This is a genomic window from Afipia sp. GW821-FHT14H12, from assembly GCF_058803465.1.
The window spans coordinates 447,242-466,672 of the sequence record NZ_JBXAOZ010000001.1 but is presented as its reverse complement, the minus strand read 5'-3'; the positions used below and the strand labels follow the sequence as shown (position 1 = coordinate 466,672).

Here is a 19,431-nt window from a genome sequence, read left to right as displayed (position 1 = left end):
CTCATGCCCAGACGAGTTGTCGATGTCCTCGTCCCGGTGGCGCTCAATCAGGCCTATTCTTACGGCGTGCCCGATGGCGAGGAACTGGCGCCGGGCGATGTGGTCAGCGTTCCGCTAGGTGCGCGCGAAGTGATCGGCGTGGTTTGGGCGGAAAACCAGAATCCGGCCCCCCGCCTGCACAACCGGCTGAAAGATGTCAGCGAAAAACTCGACGTGCCGCCGCTGCGCGAGGAACTGCGCCGCTTCGTCGACTGGGTTTCGAACTACACGCTAGCCTCGCGCGGCATGGTGATGCGGATGACGCTGCGGATGGGCGAGCATCTCGGCCCCGAGCGCGTGCGCCTTGGCGTGCGGCTGGTGGGTGATCCGCCGCAGCGCATGACGGCGGCTCGCGCCCGTGTGCTCGATCTTCTTTCGGATGGATTGTTGCGCGCAAAATCCGAGGCCGCGCAGGAGGCGGGCGTCAGCGGTTCGGTGATCGACGGGCTTGTCGATGAAGGCACGCTGGCAGTCGAAACAATGCCGCGCGAAAAACCGATGCAGCCGCCGGACGCTGCATTTGCCGAACCGGATTTCTCCCCCGAGCAAAGCGAAGCCGCTGCGAAGATGCGCGAGCTCGCCGCGCAGGATGGCTTCGCCGTCGCGCTGATCGACGGCGTGACGGGTTCAGGCAAGACCGAAGTGTATTTCGAAGCGGTCGCCGAAATCATTCGCAAGGGGCGGCAGGCGCTGATCCTGATGCCGGAAATCGCACTTACGGGACAATTCCTCGAACGCTTCGCGCAACGCTTCGGCGTGCGGCCGATCGAGTGGCATTCGGAACTGACGCCGCGTACCCGCGCGCGCAACTGGCTCGCGGTCGCGAATGGTGAAGCGCAGGTCGTGGTCGGCGCGCGTTCGGCTTTGTTCTTGCCCTACGCGGATCTTGGGTTGATCGTGGTCGATGAGGAGCACGACCAGGCCTACAAGCAGAGCGACGGCGCGCATTATCATGCGCGCGACATGGCGGTGGTGCGCGGGCACATCGCGAAGATTCCAGTGGTGCTGTCGTCGGCGACGCCGTCGGTCGAGACGGAGGTAAATGCGCGCACCGGCCGCTATCGGCGCATCGCGCTGCCATCGCGGTTCGGCGGCCAGCACATGCCGCATATCGAGGCGATCGATTTGCGCCGCGAAGGCCCGCAGCGCGGGCGGTTCATCTCGCCGCCGCTCGCGGAAGCCGTGAAGTTCGCGGTGGAGCGCAGGGAACAGGCGCTGTTGTTCCTCAACCGGCGAGGCTACGCGCCGCTGACATTATGCCGGGCCTGCGGCCACAGGTTTTCGTGCAACATCTGCGATGCGTGGCTGGTGGATCATCGTTTCCGCCAGCGCCTCGTCTGTCACCATTGCGGGTTCTCGATGCCGCGCCCGCATGTCTGCCCGCAATGCGCGGCGGAGGAATCGCTCGCCGCCATCGGCCCCGGCGTGGAACGGTTGCAGGAGGAGGCCGCGAGTCTCTTTCCCGAGGCGCGCACCATGGTTCTCTCCAGCGATCTCATCACCGACATCGAGACCATGCGGTCGGAACTCAACGAGATCGCGGAAGGCCGTGTCGACATCATCATCGGTACGCAGCTTGTGGCGAAGGGACATAATTTCCCACGTCTCAATCTCGTCGGCGTGGTCGATGCCGATCTCGGGCTCGGCAATGGCGATCCGCGCGCCGCCGAGCGCACCTTCCAATTGCTCAATCAGGTGATCGGGCGTGCCGGTCGCGAGCAGGGGCGCGGTGTGGGTTATCTGCAAACGCACCAGCCGGAACATCCGGTGATGAAGGCGCTGGTCGCCTCCAACCGTGAGGCGTTCTACGACAGCGAGATCGAGGCGCGTGAGCGCGCCGCCTATCCGCCGTTCGGGCGGCTCGCGGCGCTGATCGTCTCGGCAGCGAACCGGCCGGATGCGGAAGGCTTTGCCCGCAGGCTCGCCAACCTCGCGCCGCGCGATGAGCATGTGGTGGTGCTGGGACCGGCGGAGGCGCCGCTCGCTGTCATCAAGGGGCGCTACCGGTTTCGCCTCTTGGTGAAATCGTCGCGGGCGTTCGATCTGTCGGGCTATTTGCGTGCGTGGCTCGCGGCGGCGCCGAAGACCAAGGGTAGCCTCACCCTCGAAGTCGATGTCGATCCGCAGAGTTTTTTGTAAGCCGCAAAATGAAAGAGCCGGCATTTGCGCCGGCTCTACTCATACTCAACTGACTTTACGCAACAACGCTACGCTACGAACTCGTTTGATTGAGCATGATGTGATCCGAAAACCGCTTCGCACTTTTCGGCATCATGCTCGTGCTTACTGAACTTCTGCGACCACCCGACCGACGCCGCGGCCGGTCAGGCCGATGGCATGCGCGGCACCCTTGGAGAGGTCGAGTACGCGGCCACGGATGAACGGGCCGCGATCGTTGACGGTGACGACGACGCTGCGGCTGCCATGGGTGACCTTGAGGCGGGTGCCGAAGGGCAGCGTGCGGTGCGCGGCGGTCATCGCGTTCTGGTTGAAACGCTGGCCGGACGCGGTACGGCTGCCCGACTCATTGCCGTAATAGGAAGCCATGCCGGAAAATGTGCGGCCGGAATGATGCGTGGACGAAGGGACGTCGAGGGACGCGTTGGCTTCGCGCCAGGACTTCTTGGGGCTACGGGCTTCGCTTGCCTGCGTGCTGAGACCGAGAACACAAACCACCGAGAAAGCGGCCAGCGAGGTATTCCGAATCGCAGAGGCTGCGCGCGGCGCCTTCCTCGAAAATCTCAACATCAAGTCGTCCTTATGCCTGTTTATCCATCAGACGACCAGGCTATAGATGGCCATTGCTCGTCTGACGGCTGGTTCTTCGATCAATAAGGCATAAACGGGGCGCTTGATTAAGTTCCGTACTCTTTCACATATTGGGAGAAAGCAAGGCGAATAGCCTAAGTTCTATACGAATACTTTATCTATACAATAGATATACGATCATTCGACAATATATACTCAATAGCGAAGTTAAAATCCGGCCTCGCGCAGTAAACGGCAAAGCGGAATTTAGGGCCTCAGTTATAGCAATCTTGCATATCGGCATGAGCTGAGCGGGACGCTCTGCATGGCAGGGGGGCGCTGCGCTTGCGATTTGGCCATCCCGCCGGATCAGCTTTCGGGACGCCGGCATCTGCGACTTTCGATTTTCGACTGGTAGTTATGGTCATATTGCGCCTGCCAGCGCCCTATGTTAGCAAGCGCGCGTTTTCACGATGCTGAACATATCGGTTCGGCCGGAAATCGAAGTCCAGCTTGAATCTCAAGGACTTACATCGCTCGGCGCGAATTCATGGCGCCTGTCCAATGGCGATGGATTTTTCTTGGAATTTTTCTTGGGCCTTCAACAGCAGAAGAGCATTTCGTGGCTACTGACGATACCTCAGTTTCAGGCGTGGCCGGACGGTACGCGACCGCCCTGTTCGAACTGGCCCGGGACCAGAAATCAATCGATTCGGTTCGCGCCGATATCGACAAATTCGCCGGCCTGCTCGCCGAGAGCGCCGATCTGGCGCGGCTCGTGCGCAGCCCTGTGTTCACCGCGCAGGAGCAGGGCAAGGCGCTTGACGCCGTGCTCGCCAAGGCCGGTATCGGCGGCATCGCCGCCAACTTCCTGAGGGTTTTGACCGCCAATCGCCGCCTGTTCGCGGTGAATGACGTGATCCGCGCGTTCCGCGTGCTGGTGGCGAAGTTCCGTGGCGAAGCCACGGCCGATGTCACCGTCGCCGAACCGCTCAATGACAAGAATCTCGACGCGCTGAAGGCTTCGCTGAAGTCAGTGACAGGCAAGGACGTCGATCTCAACGTGAATGTCGATCCCTCGATCATCGGCGGGCTTATCGTCAAGCTCGGCAGCCGCATGGTCGATAGTTCGCTTCGCACCAAACTCAATTCGATCAAGAACGCGATGAAAGAGGCAGGCTGATGGACATCCGGGCCGCGGAAATTTCCGCAATCCTCAAGGACCAGATCAAGAATTTCGGCCAGGAAGCCGAAGTTTCCGAGGTGGGTCAGGTTCTCTCCGTCGGCGACGGCATTGCCCGCGTCTACGGTCTCGACAACGTCCAGGCGGGCGAAATGGTCGAGTTCGAGAACGGCACGCGCGGCATGGCGCTGAACCTTGAAAGCGACAACGTCGGTATCGTTATTTTCGGCGCCGACCGCGAGATCAAGGAAGGCCAGACCGTCAAGCGCACCCGCGCCATCGTGGACACTCCGGTCGGCAAGGGTCTTTTGGGCCGCGTCGTTGACGCTCTCGGCAACCCGATCGACGGCAAGGGCCCGATCCAGGCGACCGAGCGCAAGCGCGTCGACGTCAAGGCGCCCGGCATCATTCCGCGCAAGTCGGTCAGCGAGCCGATGGCAACCGGCCTCAAGGCTGTTGACGCCCTGATCCCCGTCGGCCGCGGCCAGCGCGAGCTGATCATCGGCGACCGCCAGACCGGCAAGACCGCGATCGCGCTCGACACCATCCTCAACCAGAAGCCGCTCAACGTCGCGGGCGCTCCGGAAAGCCAGAAGCTGTATTGCGTCTACGTCGCGATCGGCCAGAAGCGCTCCACCGTCGCGCAGTTCGTGAAGGTGCTCGAAGAGCAGGGCGCGCTTGAGTATTCGATCATCGTCGCCGCGACCGCTTCGGACCCGGCGCCGATGCAGTATCTCGCGCCGTTCACCGGCTGCACCATGGGCGAATACTTCCGCGACAACGGCATGCACGCCGTCATCATCTATGACGATCTGTCCAAGCAGGCCGTCGCCTACCGTCAGATGTCGCTGCTGCTGCGCCGCCCGCCGGGCCGCGAAGCCTATCCGGGCGACGTGTTTTACCTGCACTCCCGTCTGCTCGAGCGTTCGGCGAAGCTGAACGACAGCCTCGGCTCCGGCTCGCTGACCGCCCTGCCGGTCATTGAGACCCAGGCGAACGACGTGTCGGCCTACATTCCGACCAACGTGATCTCGATCACCGACGGCCAGATCTTCCTTGAAACCGACCTGTTCTTCCAGGGCATCCGCCCGGCGGTGAACGTCGGTCTGTCGGTGTCGCGCGTGGGATCGTCGGCGCAGACCAAGGCGATGAAGAAGGTCGCCGGCAAGATCAAGGGTGAGCTCGCGCAGTACCGCGAAATGGCGGCGTTCGCGCAGTTCGGCTCGGACCTCGACGCTTCGACCCAGCGCCTGCTGAACCGCGGTTCGCGCCTGACCGAGCTCCTGAAGCAGCCGCAGTTCTCGCCGCTGAAGATGGAAGAGCAGGTCGCTGTGATCTGGGCCGGCACCAACGGCTATCTCGATGCGCTGCCGCTCAACAAGGTGCGCGCGTTCGAAGACGGCCTGCTGTCGCTGTTGCGCGGTAAGCACATCGATCTTCTCAACGCGATCCGCGACTCGAAGGATTTGTCCGACGACTCCGCCGCCAAGCTGAAGAGCGTGGTCGACGGCTTCGCCAAGTCGTTCGCGTAAATCCCATTATGGCCGGGCTCGCCCCGGCCATTCTTTGAAGTGGCAGGACGTCTAAACGATCGGATCCACGGTCTGATTGTCGGAGTGAAATAGAAGAATGGCTTCGCTCAAGGACATGCGTGTCCGCATCGCCTCGACCAAGGCGACGCAGAAGATCACCAAGGCCATGCAAATGGTCGCGGCCTCGAAGCTGCGCCGTGCGCAGACCGCGGCCGAAGCAGCGCGGCCTTATGCCGAGCGCATGGATGCGGTGATCTCCAACATCGCGAGCGCGGCGGCAGGTTCCGACAGCGCGCCTCTGCTGCTGACCGGCACTGGCCGCGATCAGGTTCAGCTTCTGCTGGTCTGCACCGGCGAGCGTGGCCTGTCGGGCGCGTTCAACTCCTCCATCGTGCGTCTCGCCCGCGAGCGCGCGCTGGCCCTGATGAACCAGGGTAAGGAGGTCAAGTTCTTCTGCGTCGGCCGCAAGGGCTACGAGCAGCTCCGCCGCCAGTTCGAAAAGCAGATCGTCGGCCACATGGAGCTGCGCTCCGTGAAGGTGCTCGGCTACAAGAACGCCGAGGAGATCGCGAAGAAGATCGTCACGATGTTTGAGGCGGGCGAGTTCGATGTCGCCACGCTGTTCTATGCTCAGTTCAAGTCGGTGATCGCGCAGGTGCCGACCGCGCAGCAGGTGATCCCGTTGGTGGTCGAGGCCAAGCAGGAAACGGCTGCGTCGGCTTCCGCGGTTTACGATTACGAGCCGGAAGAGAACGAGATTCTCGCAGACCTCCTACCGCGCAATCTCGCGATCCAGATCTTCCGCGCGCTTCTGGAAAACAACGCTTCGTTCTACGGCGCGCAGATGAGCGCGATGGACAACGCCACCCGCAACGCGGGTGACATGATCCGCAAGCAGACCCTGATCTACAACCGCACCCGACAGGCGATGATTACGAAGGAACTGATCGAAATCATCTCCGGCGCCGAGGCAATCTGAGGAGAGAAGCAATGTCTTATTCGACAAAGGCTACGACTTCCGGTGGACGCAACGGCCGCGCTGTTCTGGATAATGGCGGCCTCGCTTTGGCGATGGCCCTGCCGAAGGAAATCGGCGGCAATGGCGAGGGGCACAATCCCGAGCAGTTGTTCGCACTTGGCTGGTCGGCCTGTTTCGGCCAGGCCATTCTGGTTCTGGCCAAGAAGCATGGCCTCGACGGTCAGGCCGCGAAAGTCACCTGCGACGTGACTCTTAACATCAACGAGGGCGCGTTCTCGCTCGCCGCTGAACTGAAAGTCGCCCTGCCGGGCGCCGACAAGGCCAAGCTTCAGGCCCTGATCGAAGATGCTCACACGATTTGTCCGTATTCGAAGGCGACCAAGGGCAACGTGCCCGTCAAGCTGACCGCCGTCTAAGTTATCAAGGAGAGAGTTTCCATGGCCCAACCCGCCAACCAGGTCGGACGCATCACGCAGGTCATCGGCGCGGTCGTCGACGTGCAGTTCGACGGCTATCTGCCGGCGATCCTGAATGCGATCGAAACCAAGAACCAGGGCAACCGCCTCGTTCTCGAAGTCGCGCAGCATCTCGGCGAATCCACCGTGCGCGCGATCGCGATGGACACCACCGAGGGTCTGGTCCGCGGCCAGGAAGTCACCGATACCGGCGCACCGATCAAGGTGCCGGTCGGCGAGGGCACGCTCGGCCGCATCATCAACGTCATCGGCGAGCCGGTGGACGAAGGCGGTCCGGTCAAGGCGGAAGGCACCCGCGCCATCCATCAGGAAGCGCCGGCCTACACCGAGCAGTCCACGGACGCTGAAATTCTCGTCACCGGCATCAAGGTCGTCGACCTGCTGGCTCCGTATGCGAAGGGCGGCAAGATCGGCCTGTTCGGCGGCGCCGGCGTCGGCAAGACCGTGCTCATTCAGGAACTGATCAACAACGTCGCGAAGGCCCACGGCGGTTACTCGGTGTTCGCCGGCGTCGGCGAGCGCACCCGCGAAGGCAACGACCTCTATCACGAGTTCATCGAATCCGGCGTCAACAAGAAGGGCGGCGGCGAAGGCTCGAAGTGCGCTCTCGTGTATGGCCAGATGAACGAGCCGCCGGGCGCCCGCGCCCGCGTCGCTCTCTCCGGTCTCACCATCGCGGAAGATTTCCGCGACAAGGGCCAGGACGTGCTGTTCTTCGTCGACAACATCTTCCGCTTCACGCAGGCGGGTTCGGAAGTGTCGGCGCTTCTCGGCCGTATTCCTTCGGCGGTGGGTTATCAGCCGACGCTCGCGACCGACATGGGCGCGCTGCAGGAACGCATCACCACCACCACCAAGGGCTCGATCACCTCGATCCAGGCGATTTACGTCCCGGCCGACGACTTGACCGACCCTGCGCCGGCCACCTCGTTCGCCCACTTGGACGCGACCACGACGCTGAACCGTTCGATCGCTGAAAAGGGCATTTACCCGGCAGTGGACCCGCTCGACTCGACCTCGCGCATGCTGTCGCCGCTGGTTGTTGGTGACGAGCACTACGCGGTGGCCCGTCAGGTGCAGCAGATCCTTCAGCGCTACAAGGCGCTGCAGGACATCATCGCCATTCTCGGCATGGACGAGCTTTCGGAAGACGACAAGGTTACGGTCGCGCGTGCCCGCAAGATCGAGCGCTTCCTGTCGCAGCCGTTCCATGTCGCTGAAATCTTCACCGGCTCGCCGGGCAAGTTCGTCGAGCTCGCCGACACCATCAAGGGCTTCAAGGGCCTTTGCGAAGGCAAGTACGATCACCTGCCGGAAGCGGCCTTCTACATGGTCGGCACCATCGAAGAGGCCGTCGAGAAGGGCAAGAAGCTCGCAGCGGAAGCGGCGTAATCGCGATGGCCAACACCTTCCACTTCGATCTCGTCTCGCCGGAGAAGATCGCCTTCTCCGGTGAAGTCGAGCAGGTCGACGTTCCGGGCGTCGAGGGCGACTTCGGCGTGCTGGCGGGTCATTCGCCGCTGGTGGCGAGCATTCGTCCTGGCATCCTCACGGTGACCGTCGGCGGCAAGAACGAGAAGATCATCGTGCTCGGCGGCCTTGCGGAAGTGTCCGACAAGGGCCTGACGGTGCTGGCCGACACAGCGACGTCGCTTGCTGAACTGGATCGCGTGGCGTTCGCCAAGCAGATCGAGGAGATGGAAGAAAACCTGAAGGACAAGGAGCCGGGCAGCGCGCTCGATCGCGCGATTGCGCGGCTCGACCACTTCAAGGTCATCCAGCAGCGCATCACCTCGACCGGAATGCACTGAGGCTTGCGTTTTGAGAATCAAAAAGCCCCGCTTTGGCGGGGCTTTTTTGTATCCCTGTCATGGCCGGGATCTTACTTGCCGGCGAACCGCGAAAATTCCTGCACCACGCGCTCATAGACCGGGCGCTTGAAAGGGACGACGAGGCCGGGAAGGTTCTCCATCGGCTCCCAGCGCCAGTCGATGAATTCGGGCTTGTGTCCGGCAGGCGAGACGACGTTGATCTCGCTATCCTCGCCAGTGAAGCGGATCGCGAACCACTTCTGCCGCTGCCCGCGAAAGCGGCCCTTCCAGGCGCGCCCTGCGATGGTGCGTGGAATGTCGTAGGTCAGCCAGTCGGAGGCCTCGGCAAGCTTTTCCACCGAGCGCGCGTTGGTCTCCTCAAAAAGCTCGCGACGTGCGGCTTCCCAATGATCCTCGCCGGGATCGATGCCGCCCTGCGGCATTTGCCAGCCATACGCCTGATCGACATGCTCGGGACCGCCGACGCGCCGCCCGATAAAGACCAGTCCCTTCGCGTTCAGAAGCATGATGCCGACGCAACTCCGATAGGGCAGATCATCGTAACGCGACATCGTACAGGCCTTTAGTTGGTTCCGTGGCCGGTTTGCCGCGCAAGCCTGCGACAAATCGGGAGATTAGCTGGATTTTGATTTCATCAGGGTCGTTGTCAACGGCACCAAAAGGATGCCCCGGCTCTCAAGGCGTTGTGCCCATGCCCCAATCCGCTCGATTGAAATCGGCAATGCGGAGGCCATGCCGACCGCGCTGCCGCGCTCGCGTGCCAGCGTCTCAAGCTTCATGAGACTCTTGTCGATCTCGGCGGCGGTTGGAACCTGATCGAGCACGGCATCCGCCGTCGCGGCAGGTACGCCTTGCGCGCCCGCGAGCTGGCCAGCCAGACTGCGCGGCACGCTGCCGTCGTCAAGCCAGGCGAGGCCGCGCTTGGCCGCCTGCTGGATGATCGGCTGCATCGCGGAATCGGTAACGAGGAAGCGCGAGCCCATGAAATTCGTGAGCCCGACATAGCCCTGGAAGCGGCTCATCAGCCACATCAGCCGGTCCACGTTCTGCTCGGGGCCCGCGGTGGCGAGGAGGGTCTGCGGGCCGGGATCGTTGTCCGGATAGTCGTAAGGCTCCATGGGGAGTTGCAGCAGCACTTCGTGCTTCCGGGCGCGGGCGCGCTCGACGAGCTTGCCGGGATCGGAGCCATAAGGCGTGAAGGCCAGCGTCACCGCGGCGGGTAGCTTCACGATGGCATCGTTGGTCTTGGCGGCGCCAACGCCGAGCCCGCCGATCACGATGGAGATCGTCGGCGTGGTGGCGGCGCGGGCACGCTGCAGGTCGGTTCCGGAGGCATAGACCCGCCACGGCTTCAGCCCATCGGCTGCGATCGGCACCATGCCGTAGCGGGAATTCTCCAGAAGCCGCTGGTTGATGCCGCTCATCATCGCCGGCGTGTCGGCATCGAGCCCTGCGGGCGTGCCGTCGTCTCCGACCTTCATTTCGCGCCGTTCGCCGCTCGAGCCGTCGATGATGGTGACGGTCTTCTGGCCGCTCGGTGCGGCGGCAGGGGCAACTGGGGCGGCGGAGGGGATCGCGGAGTGGTCTGCGCCCGGCAGTTTGGCCGGGTCGTATTTGGCGACGACAACCGGTTCGCCGCCCATCGGGTCGCGGCCGAAAATGGCGAAGCCCAGGAACGCCAGTAAAAACAGGCCGCAGACCGTGGCGATCGCCTGCGGCGCGGTGAAGGGCAGGCGGAAGCGGCGCTTGCGCGGCGTGGTCTGCCCCAGCGGCGCGCTCAGGTCATCGGTCACGACAAGGGATCCCGCGAATCATCCGCGGAATCCTACCATGACAGGATGGGATAGCCTCGCCCGGCCGCAGCCTTCAGGCTTCCCGGGGTGTCGTCCGTGCGGGATTGCCGACGACTGTGGCGCCCGGGGCAACGTCGCGGGTCACTACGCTGCCCGCGCCGATGATGGCGTTATCGCCAACGGTGACGCCGGGCAGGATGATCGCGCCGCCGCCGATCCAGACATCGGAACCGATCACCACAGGGCGCGCGAACTCGAACCCGTCGCGGCGCTGGACCGGGTCGCGCGGATGGTCGGCGGCGTAGATCTGCACCGCGGGGCCAATCTGGGTGCGGTCGCCGATGGTGACGTGGGTCACATCAAGGATGACGCAGTTGAAGTTCATGAACACGCCGGCCCCGAGGCGGATGTTGAAGCCGTAATCACAGTGGAATGGCGGCCGCAGGTCGCAGGAATCGCCTGCTGCGATCCGCTCGCGCAGCACCGCGAGCCGCTCGGCGGCGGATTGGCCGAGCATGGCGTTGTAGCGCGCGAGCCATTGCTGGTTGGCGGAGATGTCGGCCTGAATCTCAGGATCACCGGGCAGGTACAATTCGCCCGCGATCATCTTCTGCTTTTCGCTGGTCATGACGTCTCCGATGGATCGCCGGAAATAAAAAAGGCGGCCGCAGGGGCCGCCTTTTGTGATCGTGAGGTAAAGACTTTAGTTCGCTGCCTTCTTAGTTCGCAGCCTTGGCCTTGTCGGCCGGCGGCGGGGTCGTCGTGTTGGCGGCGTTGTGCTTGATGCCATGCAGAAGATCGATGGCGGTGTGCAGCGCCTTGTCGTTCTTTTCATCCGGCGGCACGTAGGACTGCGAACCGGTTTCTTCCTGGCCGTCGGCCTTGAGGTGGCCGCGCAGCGAGGCTTCGCCCTTGGTGTCGGTCTTGGCCTTCAGATCGTCAGGGACGTCTTGCATCACTTCGATGTCGGGGGTGATGCCCTTGGCCTGGATCGACTTGCCCGACGGGGTAAAGTAGCGCGCGGTGGTGAGCCGCAACGCGCCGTTGCCTGAGCCGAGCGGGATGATGGTCTGCACCGAGCCCTTGCCGAACGAGCGGGTGCCGATGGTGGTCGAACGCTTCTGGTCCTGCAGTGCGCCCGCGACGATTTCGGAAGCGGAAGCGGAGCCGCCGTTGATCAGCACGATCACCGGCTTACCCTTGGCGAGGTCGCCGGGCTTGGCGGTGCGGCGCTGGGTTTCCTCGGCGTTGCGGCCGCGCGTCGAGACGATCTCGCCGCGATCGAGGAAGGCGTCAGATACGGAGACAGCTTCTTCAAGCAAGCCGCCAGGATTGTTGCGCAGGTCGAGGATGTAGCCCTTCACCTTGTCGGTACCGATCTGCTGCTGGAGATTGGCCATCTCCTTCTTCAGGCCTTCAGTGGTCTGCTCGTTGAAGGAGGTGATGCGGATGTAGGCGATATCGCCATCCTCCACTTTCGCGCGGACTGCACGGACGCGGATGTTGTCGCGTGTCAGCGTGACCTCGATCGGCTTGTCCTGACCCTTGCGGATGATCTTCAGCTTGATCTTGGTGTTGACCGGGCCACGCATCTTGTCGACGGCCTGATTGAGGGTGAGGCCCTGCACGGCTTCATCGTCGAGATTGGTGATGATGTCGTTGGCGAGGATACCCGCCTTCGAGGCCGGCGTGTCGTCGATCGGCGACACCACCTTGATGAGGCCGTCTTCCATCGTGACCTCGATGCCAAGCCCGCCGAATTCGCCGCGGGTCTGCACCTGCATGTCCTTGAAGCTCTTCGCGTCCATGTAGCTGGAGTGCGGGTCGAGACCGGTCAGCATGCCGCTGATGGCGCTCTCGATCAGCTTCTTGTCGTCCGGCTTCTCGACATAGTCGCTGCGGACGCGGTCGAACACGTCGCCGAATAAATTGAGCTGGCGGTAGGTGTCGGCGGCGGCGGCGCGCGCCGAGGTGCCCATCAGCGAAGCTCGGGGCTGGGTCACCAGAAGGGTCGCGGCAGCGCCGGCTGCGGCGCTGAGAAGAATGAGAGAAGTCTTGCGCATCATCCGCGAACCTTTTCGCCTTCCTTTGCGGCCCACCATGGGCCTGGATCGATCGGAGCTCCGTCTTTCCGGAACTCGATATAGAGTACGGGTTGGCTCGATGGCGCTGCCAGAATGGAGGCGACCTGAGACTGTGATCCCATCGTCGCCACCGGCTCCCCCGTCAGTACAAACTGGCCAATATTGACCGAAATACGGTCCATTCCAGCGATCAGAACATGATACCCGCCGCCCGCATTGAGGATCAAGAGTTGTCCATAGCTCCTGAACGGTCCCGCAAAAACCACCCAGCCATCACACGGAGTTGTGACCTGTGCGCCGGGGCGCGTCGCGATTGAAATGCCCTTTTCCTGCCCGCCATTGCCATCCGGTCCGCCGTAATTGCGAATCTTCGTGCCGTTGACCGGAAGAGGCAACAACCCCTTTGCCGCAGCAAAGGCAATCGCCGGACTGAGGCGCGCTGGGTCCTGCATGCCGCGCAAATTAGGCTTTCCGTTGACGGAGGGGGGAGTTCCTTTCAATTCCGCCGCCGCCGCCGCCCGGGCAGCACTCTTGATGTCCTGTTCCATTTTGGCAATCAGGTCCTGCAGGCTGCCGGCTTGCTTGGCCAACTCGGCGGCGCGGCTCTTTTCCGTTGCCATGTCACGTTCGGCATCCGACTGCTTCTTCTGCCGCTCATCGACGAGGGCTGCGAGTCGGGTGCTGTCGGTCGTGAGCTTGTCGCGCTCGGCCGCGAGGCGGTCGCGTTCTGCCGAGATATTCTTGCGCACCTGAATGAGCTCGCCAAGGTCGTTTGCGAGCTTGAGTGCGCGGGCGCGCATTTCCGGCACGGTTGCGCCGAGCAGCATCGCGGTGTGCAGCGATTGCAGCGAATCCTCTGGCGTCACCAGCAAAGCCGGCGGCGCGCGGCGTCCCGCGCGCTGCAGGGCCGCGAGCACTTCGCCGATCCGGTCGCGCCGGGTTTCGAGCGACTGCCTGATCTCCGCTTCGCGCGCGTCGAGCGGGCGGATACGGCCCTCGCTGTCGCTGATATTGGCCTCGATGGCACGGATGCGCGCGGCGGTGTCGATCAGTTGCTGGTTGAGCTTGGTGCGGTCCTGCCCGATCGCGGCGATCTCGTCCTTGAGGCGTTGCTGCGCGTCCGCCGCTTCCTTCTGCTTGGCGCGCAGCGCCTCAAGTTCCTGATTGCGCTGGTCGAGCGTGGCCTGGCCGGATGTGGGCGGTGATGGGGCCGGTGTTTGCGCGAGCACGCCTGTCGTCCCGAGGCACGCGGCCAGCGCAAGGCCGCAGAGCCGAGAAAGGCCGGACGATTTGCGCGCACTGAGGATCAAACTGGTCTCCGTCAGGCCCGGTGATACGGGTGACCGGACAGGATCGTCCCTGCCCGGTAGATCTGCTCCAGGAGCAGGATACGCACGATCTGGTGCGGCCACGTCGCCTTGCCGAAGGCGAGACGGACCTTGGCGCGACGGCTCAATTCCGTGGACAGCCCGTCGGCGCCACCGATCAGGAACACCGCGCAGGGCACCGAATCATCTCGCCAGCGCTCAAGATGGCGGGCGATGGTGGTGCTGTCGAGATTGTCGCCGCGCTCGTCGAGCGCCAGCACCATCGCGCCGTCGGGAATGTGGGCGATCATCGCCTGGGCTTCCTCGGCGATCCGGCCAGCGGCGTCGGCATGGCGGCTTTCGGGGATTTCGTGGATATCGAGGCCGCGGAAACCAAGCTTGCGCGAAAGGCTCTCAAAGCGTTCGCGGTAACGCTCGGCAAGCTCGCGTTCCGGGCCTTGCTTGAGGCGGCCAATGGCGATGACAAGAAGACGCATGGCATGGTCTTATCACGTCAGCCCGCCATCTTAAATCAAGGGGCGCTTAAATCAGCGCGCAACTCCCGATCCCGCATAACAGGCAAGATCACTCCAGACGCGCCAGCGACACCTCGCCGGCTTTAACGCACCTTCTTGGCCGGTTTCTCCGAGGTCCACATCTTTTCGAGATTGTAGAACTCGCGAACCTCCGGCCGGAAAACGTGGACGATCACGTCGCCGGAATCGATCAGCACCCAATCGCAATTGGCGAGCCCTTCGATGTGCGGTGCTTCGATCCCGCTTTCCTTCAGACCCTTGGCAACATTCTCCGCGATCGCACCGACGTGACGGTTTACCCGTCCGGTGGTGACGACCATGTAGTCGGTGATGGAGGACTTGCCGCGAAGGTCGATGGTGATCGTATCTTCCGCCTTCATGTCGTCGAGGCGGGAGAGGATCAGGGTGAGTGTCTCGTCGGCGTCAGGACGCGCCTTCAGGACAGCGATGGACGGAGACTTTGCTGCCGTCCGGGACAATGCAGATGCGGTCAGGGACCACTCCTTTCACTGTGTCGCGGGCACCGAATCTTCCGATGCCCACGTGCCTATTTTAGGCATGTGGGGTTAATGCTTTCAATCGTCCAGACTTGTGAGGCCGTCAGACTGTGGTGTTTGCGTCACGTCTTCCAGCTTCCGTCCGGGTTCCGCAATCTGGTCGATGACAACGGCGATTTCATGCCGGTGAGGAAGATCCAGGCTGGCGGTGTCATGGTGGCGAGTTGGCCTGCGTCGCGCTCCGGGATGCGGTGCTGCATCAGGGCTTGTGCTGCGGGCGAGGATAATGCGCCGAAACTGTCGGGCGGCCGGTCGATCACGGCCATGGGAACCAGATCGGCAATGGTGCGCCAGCCTTTCCAGCGATGGAATTGGGCGAGATTGTCGGCTCCCATGATCCAGACAAAGCGGACGGCCGCACAACGCCTGCGCAGGAACTCAATGGTGTCCAGAGTGTATCTCGTGCCGATGACGGATTCGAGACAGCTCACGTCGATGCGCGGATGATGCGCGAGACACCGCGCGGCCTCCATGCGTTCCTCGAGCCGGTGCGGCGCCTTGTCCTTCAGCGGATTGCCGGGCGTCACCAGCCACCAGACCCGGTCGAGGTTAAGCCGCTTCATCGCGAACAGCGTGATGTCGCGATGCGCGGTGTGCGGCGGATTGAACGAGCCGCCGAGCAGGCCGATGCGCATGCCGTCGGTATAAGGCGGGATCGCTTCGCGCAGCGCCGGTGTGTGATTCACGGGCGCGTCTGCCCCGTGCCATGAACACGATATTTAAACGAGGTTAGTTGCTCGACGCCGACAGGGCCACGAGCATGAAACTTGCCAGTGGCGATGCCGATTTCCGCGCCGAAGCCGAACTCGCCGCCGTCGGCGAATTGCGTCGAGGCGTTATGCAGCACGATGGCGGAATCGACCTCGTTGAGGAAGCGTGTAGCGGTCTGCGTGTCCTCGGTCACGATGGCGTCGGTGTGATGCGAGGAATACTTCTCGATATGGTCGATTGCTTCATCGAGCCCGCCGACGACTCTGGCGGCGATGATCGGGGCTTCGAATTCGGTCGCCCAGTCTTCTTCCACGGCAGGCTTCACGCGCGCGTCGGCATGCTGTACCTCGGCGTCGCCGCGCACTTCGCAACCCGCATCGATCAGCATGGCGATCAGCGGCTTGAGTTGCGCAGGTGCAGCGGCCTTGTCGATCAGAAGCGTCTCGGCCGCGCCGCAAACGCCGGGACGGCGCATCTTCGCATTCAGGACAATGGTCTTGGCCATGTCGAGCGAGGCGGCCTTGTCGATGAAGACATGATTGTTGCCGTCGAGATGCGCGAACACCGGCACGCGCGCTTCGGCTTCAACGCGCGCAACGAGGCTCTTGCCGCCGCGCGGCACGATCACGTCGATGCGGCCGTCGAGACCCGACAGCAGGAGGCCGACAGCGGCACGGTCGCGCGTCGGCACCAGCGTGATCGCGGCTTCCGGCAGGCCGGCCTTGCGGAGCCCTTCGACGAGGCAGGCATGGATCGCCATGCAGGAGCGGAAACTGTCGGAGCCGCCGCGCAGGATCACGGCATTGCCGGATTTCAGGCACAGCGCACCGGCATCCGCCAGTACGTTCGGGCGGCTTTCGAAAATGACACCGGCGACGCCGAGCGGGACGCTGACGCGCTCGATAGTCATGCCATTGGGGCGAGTCCATTTCTCGGTGACCTTGCCGACCGGGTCCTCAAGACCGCGCACCACGTCGAGCCCTTCCGCCATGGTTTCGATCCGCGCGGGCGTCAGCGCGAGCCGGTCGATAAAGGAGTCGCTCGCCCCCGACGCGCGCGCTTCCGCAACATCCTCGGCATTGGCGGCGAGAAGTTTTGCGGAGGAGGCACGCAAGGCGGCTGCCATCGCGGCCAGCGCGTCGTTCTTCTGCTGTGCAGGTGCCAGCGCCAGCACCCGCGCAGCCGCGCGCGCGTCTCCCGCCAGATTGGACATCAGCGCAGGCAGGTCGGTTGTGTCGTCAACGGCTTTCAGCGGGGCATTCATGGGGATCGGTCCGGGTCGTCAGGTCCATGCAGTAGCATAAAATAGGAAAGCGGGGGGCTTGCCGCTACTCGGCCAATGGCCGAGTAGGCCCAGTTTCATGGGTTCGCCGCCTCGTCTGCCTCGCGGTCATGCCGGTGCGAGACGACGAGGTCGTCGCGGTGGATCATTTCAGGGCGACCGGTAAGGCCTAGAATTTTGGAGGCTTCCGCCGAGGATTTGCCCTTGATGCGCTCGGCATTGTCCGCGCCGTAGGCGACCAGTCCACGGCCGATCTCGTGGCCCTCGGGACCGCGCACCACCACGGCATCGCCGCGCGCGAATGTGCCCTCGATGCGGGTGACGCCTGCGGCGAGGAGGCTGCGCCCGGCGTGCAGTGCCTTCACCGCGCCTGCGTCGATCACCAGCACGCCCTTCGGCTCCAGCGATCCCGCGATCCAGCGCTTACGCGCGGTGACCGGATTGGCGGGCGTGAGAAACCACGTGCATTTGCCGCCGTCGGCGACGGCCTGCAGCGGATGTTCGATCTTGCCGGAGGCGATCAGCATATGGGTGCCTGCTGAAGTAGCTATCTTTGCCGCCTCGATCTTGGTGCGCATGCCACCGCGCGAGAGTTCGGATTCGGCCGCACCCGCCATCGCCTCGATGTCGGCGGTAACGGAGTCGACAACCGGAATGAGTTTCGCGTTCGGGTTGGCGCCGGGCGGAGCTGTGTAAAGCCCGTCGATGTCGGAGAGCAGGATCAAGAGATCGGCGCTGGTCATGGTGGCGACGCGCGCGGCGAGGCGGTCGTTGTCGCCGTAGCGGATTTCGCTGGTCGCGACAGTGTCGTTCTCGTTGATGACCGGCACCGCACGCCATTCGAGAAGTTTGGAGATGGTGGAGCGGGCGTTCAGGTAGCGGCGGCGTTCCTCGGTGTCCTGCAGCGTGACGAGAATCTGCCCCGCGCCGATGCCGTGATGATCGAGCACCTTGGCCCAGATGCGTGCCAGTGCGATCTGGCCGACGGCGGCGGCAGCCTGGCTTTCCTCCAGTTTCAGCGAGCCGGACGGCAGCTTCAGGCGCGAGCGGCCGAGCGCGATCGAGCCGGACGAAACAACGAGCACATCCTTGCCCGCGCGATGAAGTTTCGCGATATCGTCGGCCAAGGCTGCGAGCCACGCACTTTTCACTTCGCCAGCAGTAGAGTCGATCAGCAGCGATGAGCCGACCTTGATGACGATGCGGCGAAAATCATTCAGCCGGGGATGCATCTGTGAACGCGACATGAAAGAACATTTTTAAAAAGTGGAGGAAAACAGGGTTCAACTCGACAGCGGCGACCAGCTCGGCGCTGGTGGCGGCGTCTCATTCTCTGTCGGCTCGCCCTTCGCCTTGGCGGAAACCGGTGCTTCGCTGATGACATCGGCGAGTGCGCGCAGAACTTCCGGAACGCCCTCGCGGGTCACACCGGAGAGCAGCATCGGCGTCTGTTTCGCCGCGCGCTTCAGCCGCGCCTTCTGCTCTTTCAGGTGTTCGGGCGTCACTGCATCGATCTTGTTCAGCGCGACGACCTCGACCTTGCTGGTGAGGTCGTGCTCATAGGCGGCAAGCTCGTTGCGCACGGTCTTATAGGCCTTACCGGCGTGCTCACAGGTCGCATCGACCAGATGCAGCAATACGCGGCAGCGCTCGACATGGCCGAGAAAACGATCGCCGAGGCCGGTGCCTTCATGCGCGCCTTCGATCAGGCCGGGAATGTCGGCGAGCACGAACTCGCGGCCGTCGACGTGCACGACGCCGAGCTGCGGATGCAGCGTGGTGAACGGATAATCCGCGATCTTCGGCTTTGCGGCGCTGACGATGGAGAGGAAGGTCGATTTGCCCGCGTTCGGCAGGCCAACCAATCCCGCGTCCGCGATCAGCTTCATGCGCAGCCAGATCCAGCGTTCCTCGCCGGGCTGACCGGGATTGGCGTGGCGCGGCGCGCGATTGGTGGAGCTTTTGAAATGCGCGTTGCCGAAGCCGCCATTGCCGCCTTCGGCGATGACGAATTTCTCGCCGAGCTTAGTGAAGTCATGCAGCAGCGTTTCGCGATCCTCGTCGAACACCTGCGTGCCGACCGGCACCTTCAGTACGATGTCCTTGCCGCCCGCGCCATGGCGGTCGGAGCCCATGCCGTGGCCGCCCTTCTGCGCCTTGAAGTGCTGCTGGTAGCGATAGTCGATCAGGGTGTTGAGGCCGTCGACCGCCTCGATGATGACGTCGCCGCCGCGGCCGCCATTGCCGCCGTTCGGTCCGCCATACTCGATAAACTTCTCGCGGCGGAACGCGACGCAGCCGTTTCCTCCGTCGCCGGAGCGGATGTAGACCTTGGCTTCGTCGAGGAATTTCATGGCCTACCCGTAACGCGA

Annotated in this window: 19 protein-coding genes; 7 read left to right on the top strand and 12 right to left on the bottom strand. The window is 63.3% G+C overall.

Going from position 1 to position 19,431, the window contains the following annotated elements:
- Window positions 1-3 precede the first annotated feature (3 nt).
- Window positions 4-2,178, top strand: coding sequence for a primosomal protein N' (locus AC1RNA_RS02270; RefSeq protein WP_492950069.1), 2,175 nt, complete (start codon window positions 4-6; stop codon window positions 2,176-2,178).
- 144 nt (window positions 2,179-2,322) lie between these two features.
- Here AC1RNA_RS02270 and AC1RNA_RS02265 read toward each other — a convergent pair whose 3' ends face one another.
- Window positions 2,323-2,787 (bottom strand): septal ring lytic transglycosylase RlpA family protein, encoded by a 465-nt coding sequence (locus AC1RNA_RS02265; protein WP_009341258.1) that lies wholly within the window; start codon window positions 2,785-2,787, stop codon window positions 2,323-2,325.
- Window positions 2,788-3,409: 622 nt separating this feature from the next.
- Between AC1RNA_RS02265 and AC1RNA_RS02260 the strand changes: the two genes are divergently transcribed.
- The 6 genes from AC1RNA_RS02260 to AC1RNA_RS02235 all read left to right on the top strand — a co-directional run bounded on the left by AC1RNA_RS02260 (window position 3,410) and on the right by AC1RNA_RS02235 (window position 8,768).
- Window positions 3,410-3,970 carry a F0F1 ATP synthase subunit delta gene (locus AC1RNA_RS02260; protein WP_048757562.1) on the top strand — a complete coding sequence of 187 codons (561 nt, stop codon included), beginning with the start codon at window positions 3,410-3,412 and terminating at the stop codon, window positions 3,968-3,970.
- Window positions 3,970-5,502, top strand: a complete 1,533-nt coding sequence (gene atpA, locus AC1RNA_RS02255) for a F0F1 ATP synthase subunit alpha (RefSeq protein ID WP_009341260.1) — start codon at window positions 3,970-3,972, stop codon at window positions 5,500-5,502. The genes AC1RNA_RS02260 and atpA overlap by 1 nt, the downstream gene beginning before the upstream one ends.
- 97 nt (window positions 5,503-5,599) lie before the next feature.
- Window positions 5,600-6,481, top strand: a complete 882-nt coding sequence (locus AC1RNA_RS02250; RefSeq protein WP_492950068.1) for a F0F1 ATP synthase subunit gamma — start codon at window positions 5,600-5,602, stop codon at window positions 6,479-6,481.
- Window positions 6,482-6,492: 11 nt separating this feature from the next.
- Window positions 6,493-6,897, top strand: a complete 405-nt coding sequence (locus AC1RNA_RS02245; protein WP_492950067.1) for an organic hydroperoxide resistance protein — start codon at window positions 6,493-6,495, stop codon at window positions 6,895-6,897.
- Between the two features lie 21 nt (window positions 6,898-6,918).
- The gene (atpD, locus tag AC1RNA_RS02240) at window positions 6,919-8,349 is read left to right on the top strand and encodes a F0F1 ATP synthase subunit beta (protein ID WP_009341263.1); all 1,431 of its coding nucleotides are present in this window, start codon (window positions 6,919-6,921) and stop codon (window positions 8,347-8,349) included.
- A gap of 5 nt (window positions 8,350-8,354) precedes the next feature.
- Window positions 8,355-8,768 carry a F0F1 ATP synthase subunit epsilon gene (locus AC1RNA_RS02235; protein ID WP_009341264.1) on the top strand — a complete coding sequence of 138 codons (414 nt, stop codon included), beginning with the start codon at window positions 8,355-8,357 and terminating at the stop codon, window positions 8,766-8,768.
- A 71-nt stretch (window positions 8,769-8,839) separates the two neighbouring features.
- On the opposite strand, the gene AC1RNA_RS02230 is transcribed toward AC1RNA_RS02235, so the two are convergent.
- The 11 genes from AC1RNA_RS02230 to obgE form a co-directional block, all read right to left on the bottom strand.
- On the bottom strand, window positions 8,840-9,340 hold the full coding sequence (locus AC1RNA_RS02230; RefSeq protein ID WP_492950066.1) for an RNA pyrophosphohydrolase: 501 nt from the start codon (window positions 9,338-9,340) through the stop codon (window positions 8,840-8,842).
- 63 nt (window positions 9,341-9,403) lie between these two features.
- A complete protein-coding gene (locus AC1RNA_RS02225) occupies window positions 9,404-10,582 on the bottom strand; it encodes a divergent polysaccharide deacetylase family protein (protein WP_492950065.1) in 1,179 nt (392 codons plus the stop codon).
- Between the two features lie 73 nt (window positions 10,583-10,655).
- The gene (locus AC1RNA_RS02220; protein WP_492950064.1) at window positions 10,656-11,210 is read right to left on the bottom strand and encodes a sugar O-acetyltransferase; all 555 of its coding nucleotides are present in this window, start codon (window positions 11,208-11,210) and stop codon (window positions 10,656-10,658) included.
- A 91-nt stretch (window positions 11,211-11,301) separates the two neighbouring features.
- Entirely contained in the window at window positions 11,302-12,648 is a 1,347-nt protein-coding gene (locus AC1RNA_RS02215) for a S41 family peptidase (protein ID WP_009341268.1), read from the bottom strand.
- Complete coding sequence (locus AC1RNA_RS02210) at window positions 12,645-13,976, bottom strand: murein hydrolase activator EnvC family protein (RefSeq protein ID WP_492950063.1); 1,332 nt, start codon at window positions 13,974-13,976, stop codon at window positions 12,645-12,647. The genes AC1RNA_RS02215 and AC1RNA_RS02210 overlap by 4 nt, the downstream gene beginning before the upstream one ends.
- An 11-nt stretch (window positions 13,977-13,987) precedes the next feature.
- Entirely contained in the window at window positions 13,988-14,470 is a 483-nt protein-coding gene (gene rlmH, locus AC1RNA_RS02205; RefSeq protein WP_492950062.1) for a 23S rRNA (pseudouridine(1915)-N(3))-methyltransferase RlmH, read from the bottom strand.
- A gap of 122 nt (window positions 14,471-14,592) precedes the next feature.
- Window positions 14,593-14,949 (bottom strand): ribosome silencing factor, encoded by a 357-nt coding sequence (gene rsfS / locus AC1RNA_RS02200; RefSeq protein ID WP_492951167.1) that lies wholly within the window; start codon window positions 14,947-14,949, stop codon window positions 14,593-14,595.
- A 179-nt stretch (window positions 14,950-15,128) separates the two neighbouring features.
- Entirely contained in the window at window positions 15,129-15,752 is a 624-nt protein-coding gene (locus tag AC1RNA_RS02195; protein ID WP_009341272.1) for a nicotinate-nucleotide adenylyltransferase, read from the bottom strand.
- On the bottom strand, window positions 15,749-17,041 hold the full coding sequence (locus AC1RNA_RS02190) for a glutamate-5-semialdehyde dehydrogenase (RefSeq protein ID WP_492950061.1): 1,293 nt from the start codon (window positions 17,039-17,041) through the stop codon (window positions 15,749-15,751). Before AC1RNA_RS02190 ends, AC1RNA_RS02195 begins: the two co-directional genes overlap by 4 nt.
- 95 nt (window positions 17,042-17,136) lie before the next feature.
- Window positions 17,137-18,291 (bottom strand): glutamate 5-kinase, encoded by a 1,155-nt coding sequence (gene proB, locus AC1RNA_RS02185; RefSeq protein ID WP_492951166.1) that lies wholly within the window; start codon window positions 18,289-18,291, stop codon window positions 17,137-17,139.
- A gap of 51 nt (window positions 18,292-18,342) precedes the next feature.
- Window positions 18,343-19,413, bottom strand: coding sequence for a GTPase ObgE (gene obgE, locus AC1RNA_RS02180; RefSeq protein WP_492950060.1), 1,071 nt, complete (start codon window positions 19,411-19,413; stop codon window positions 18,343-18,345).
- Window positions 19,414-19,431 lie beyond the last annotated feature (18 nt).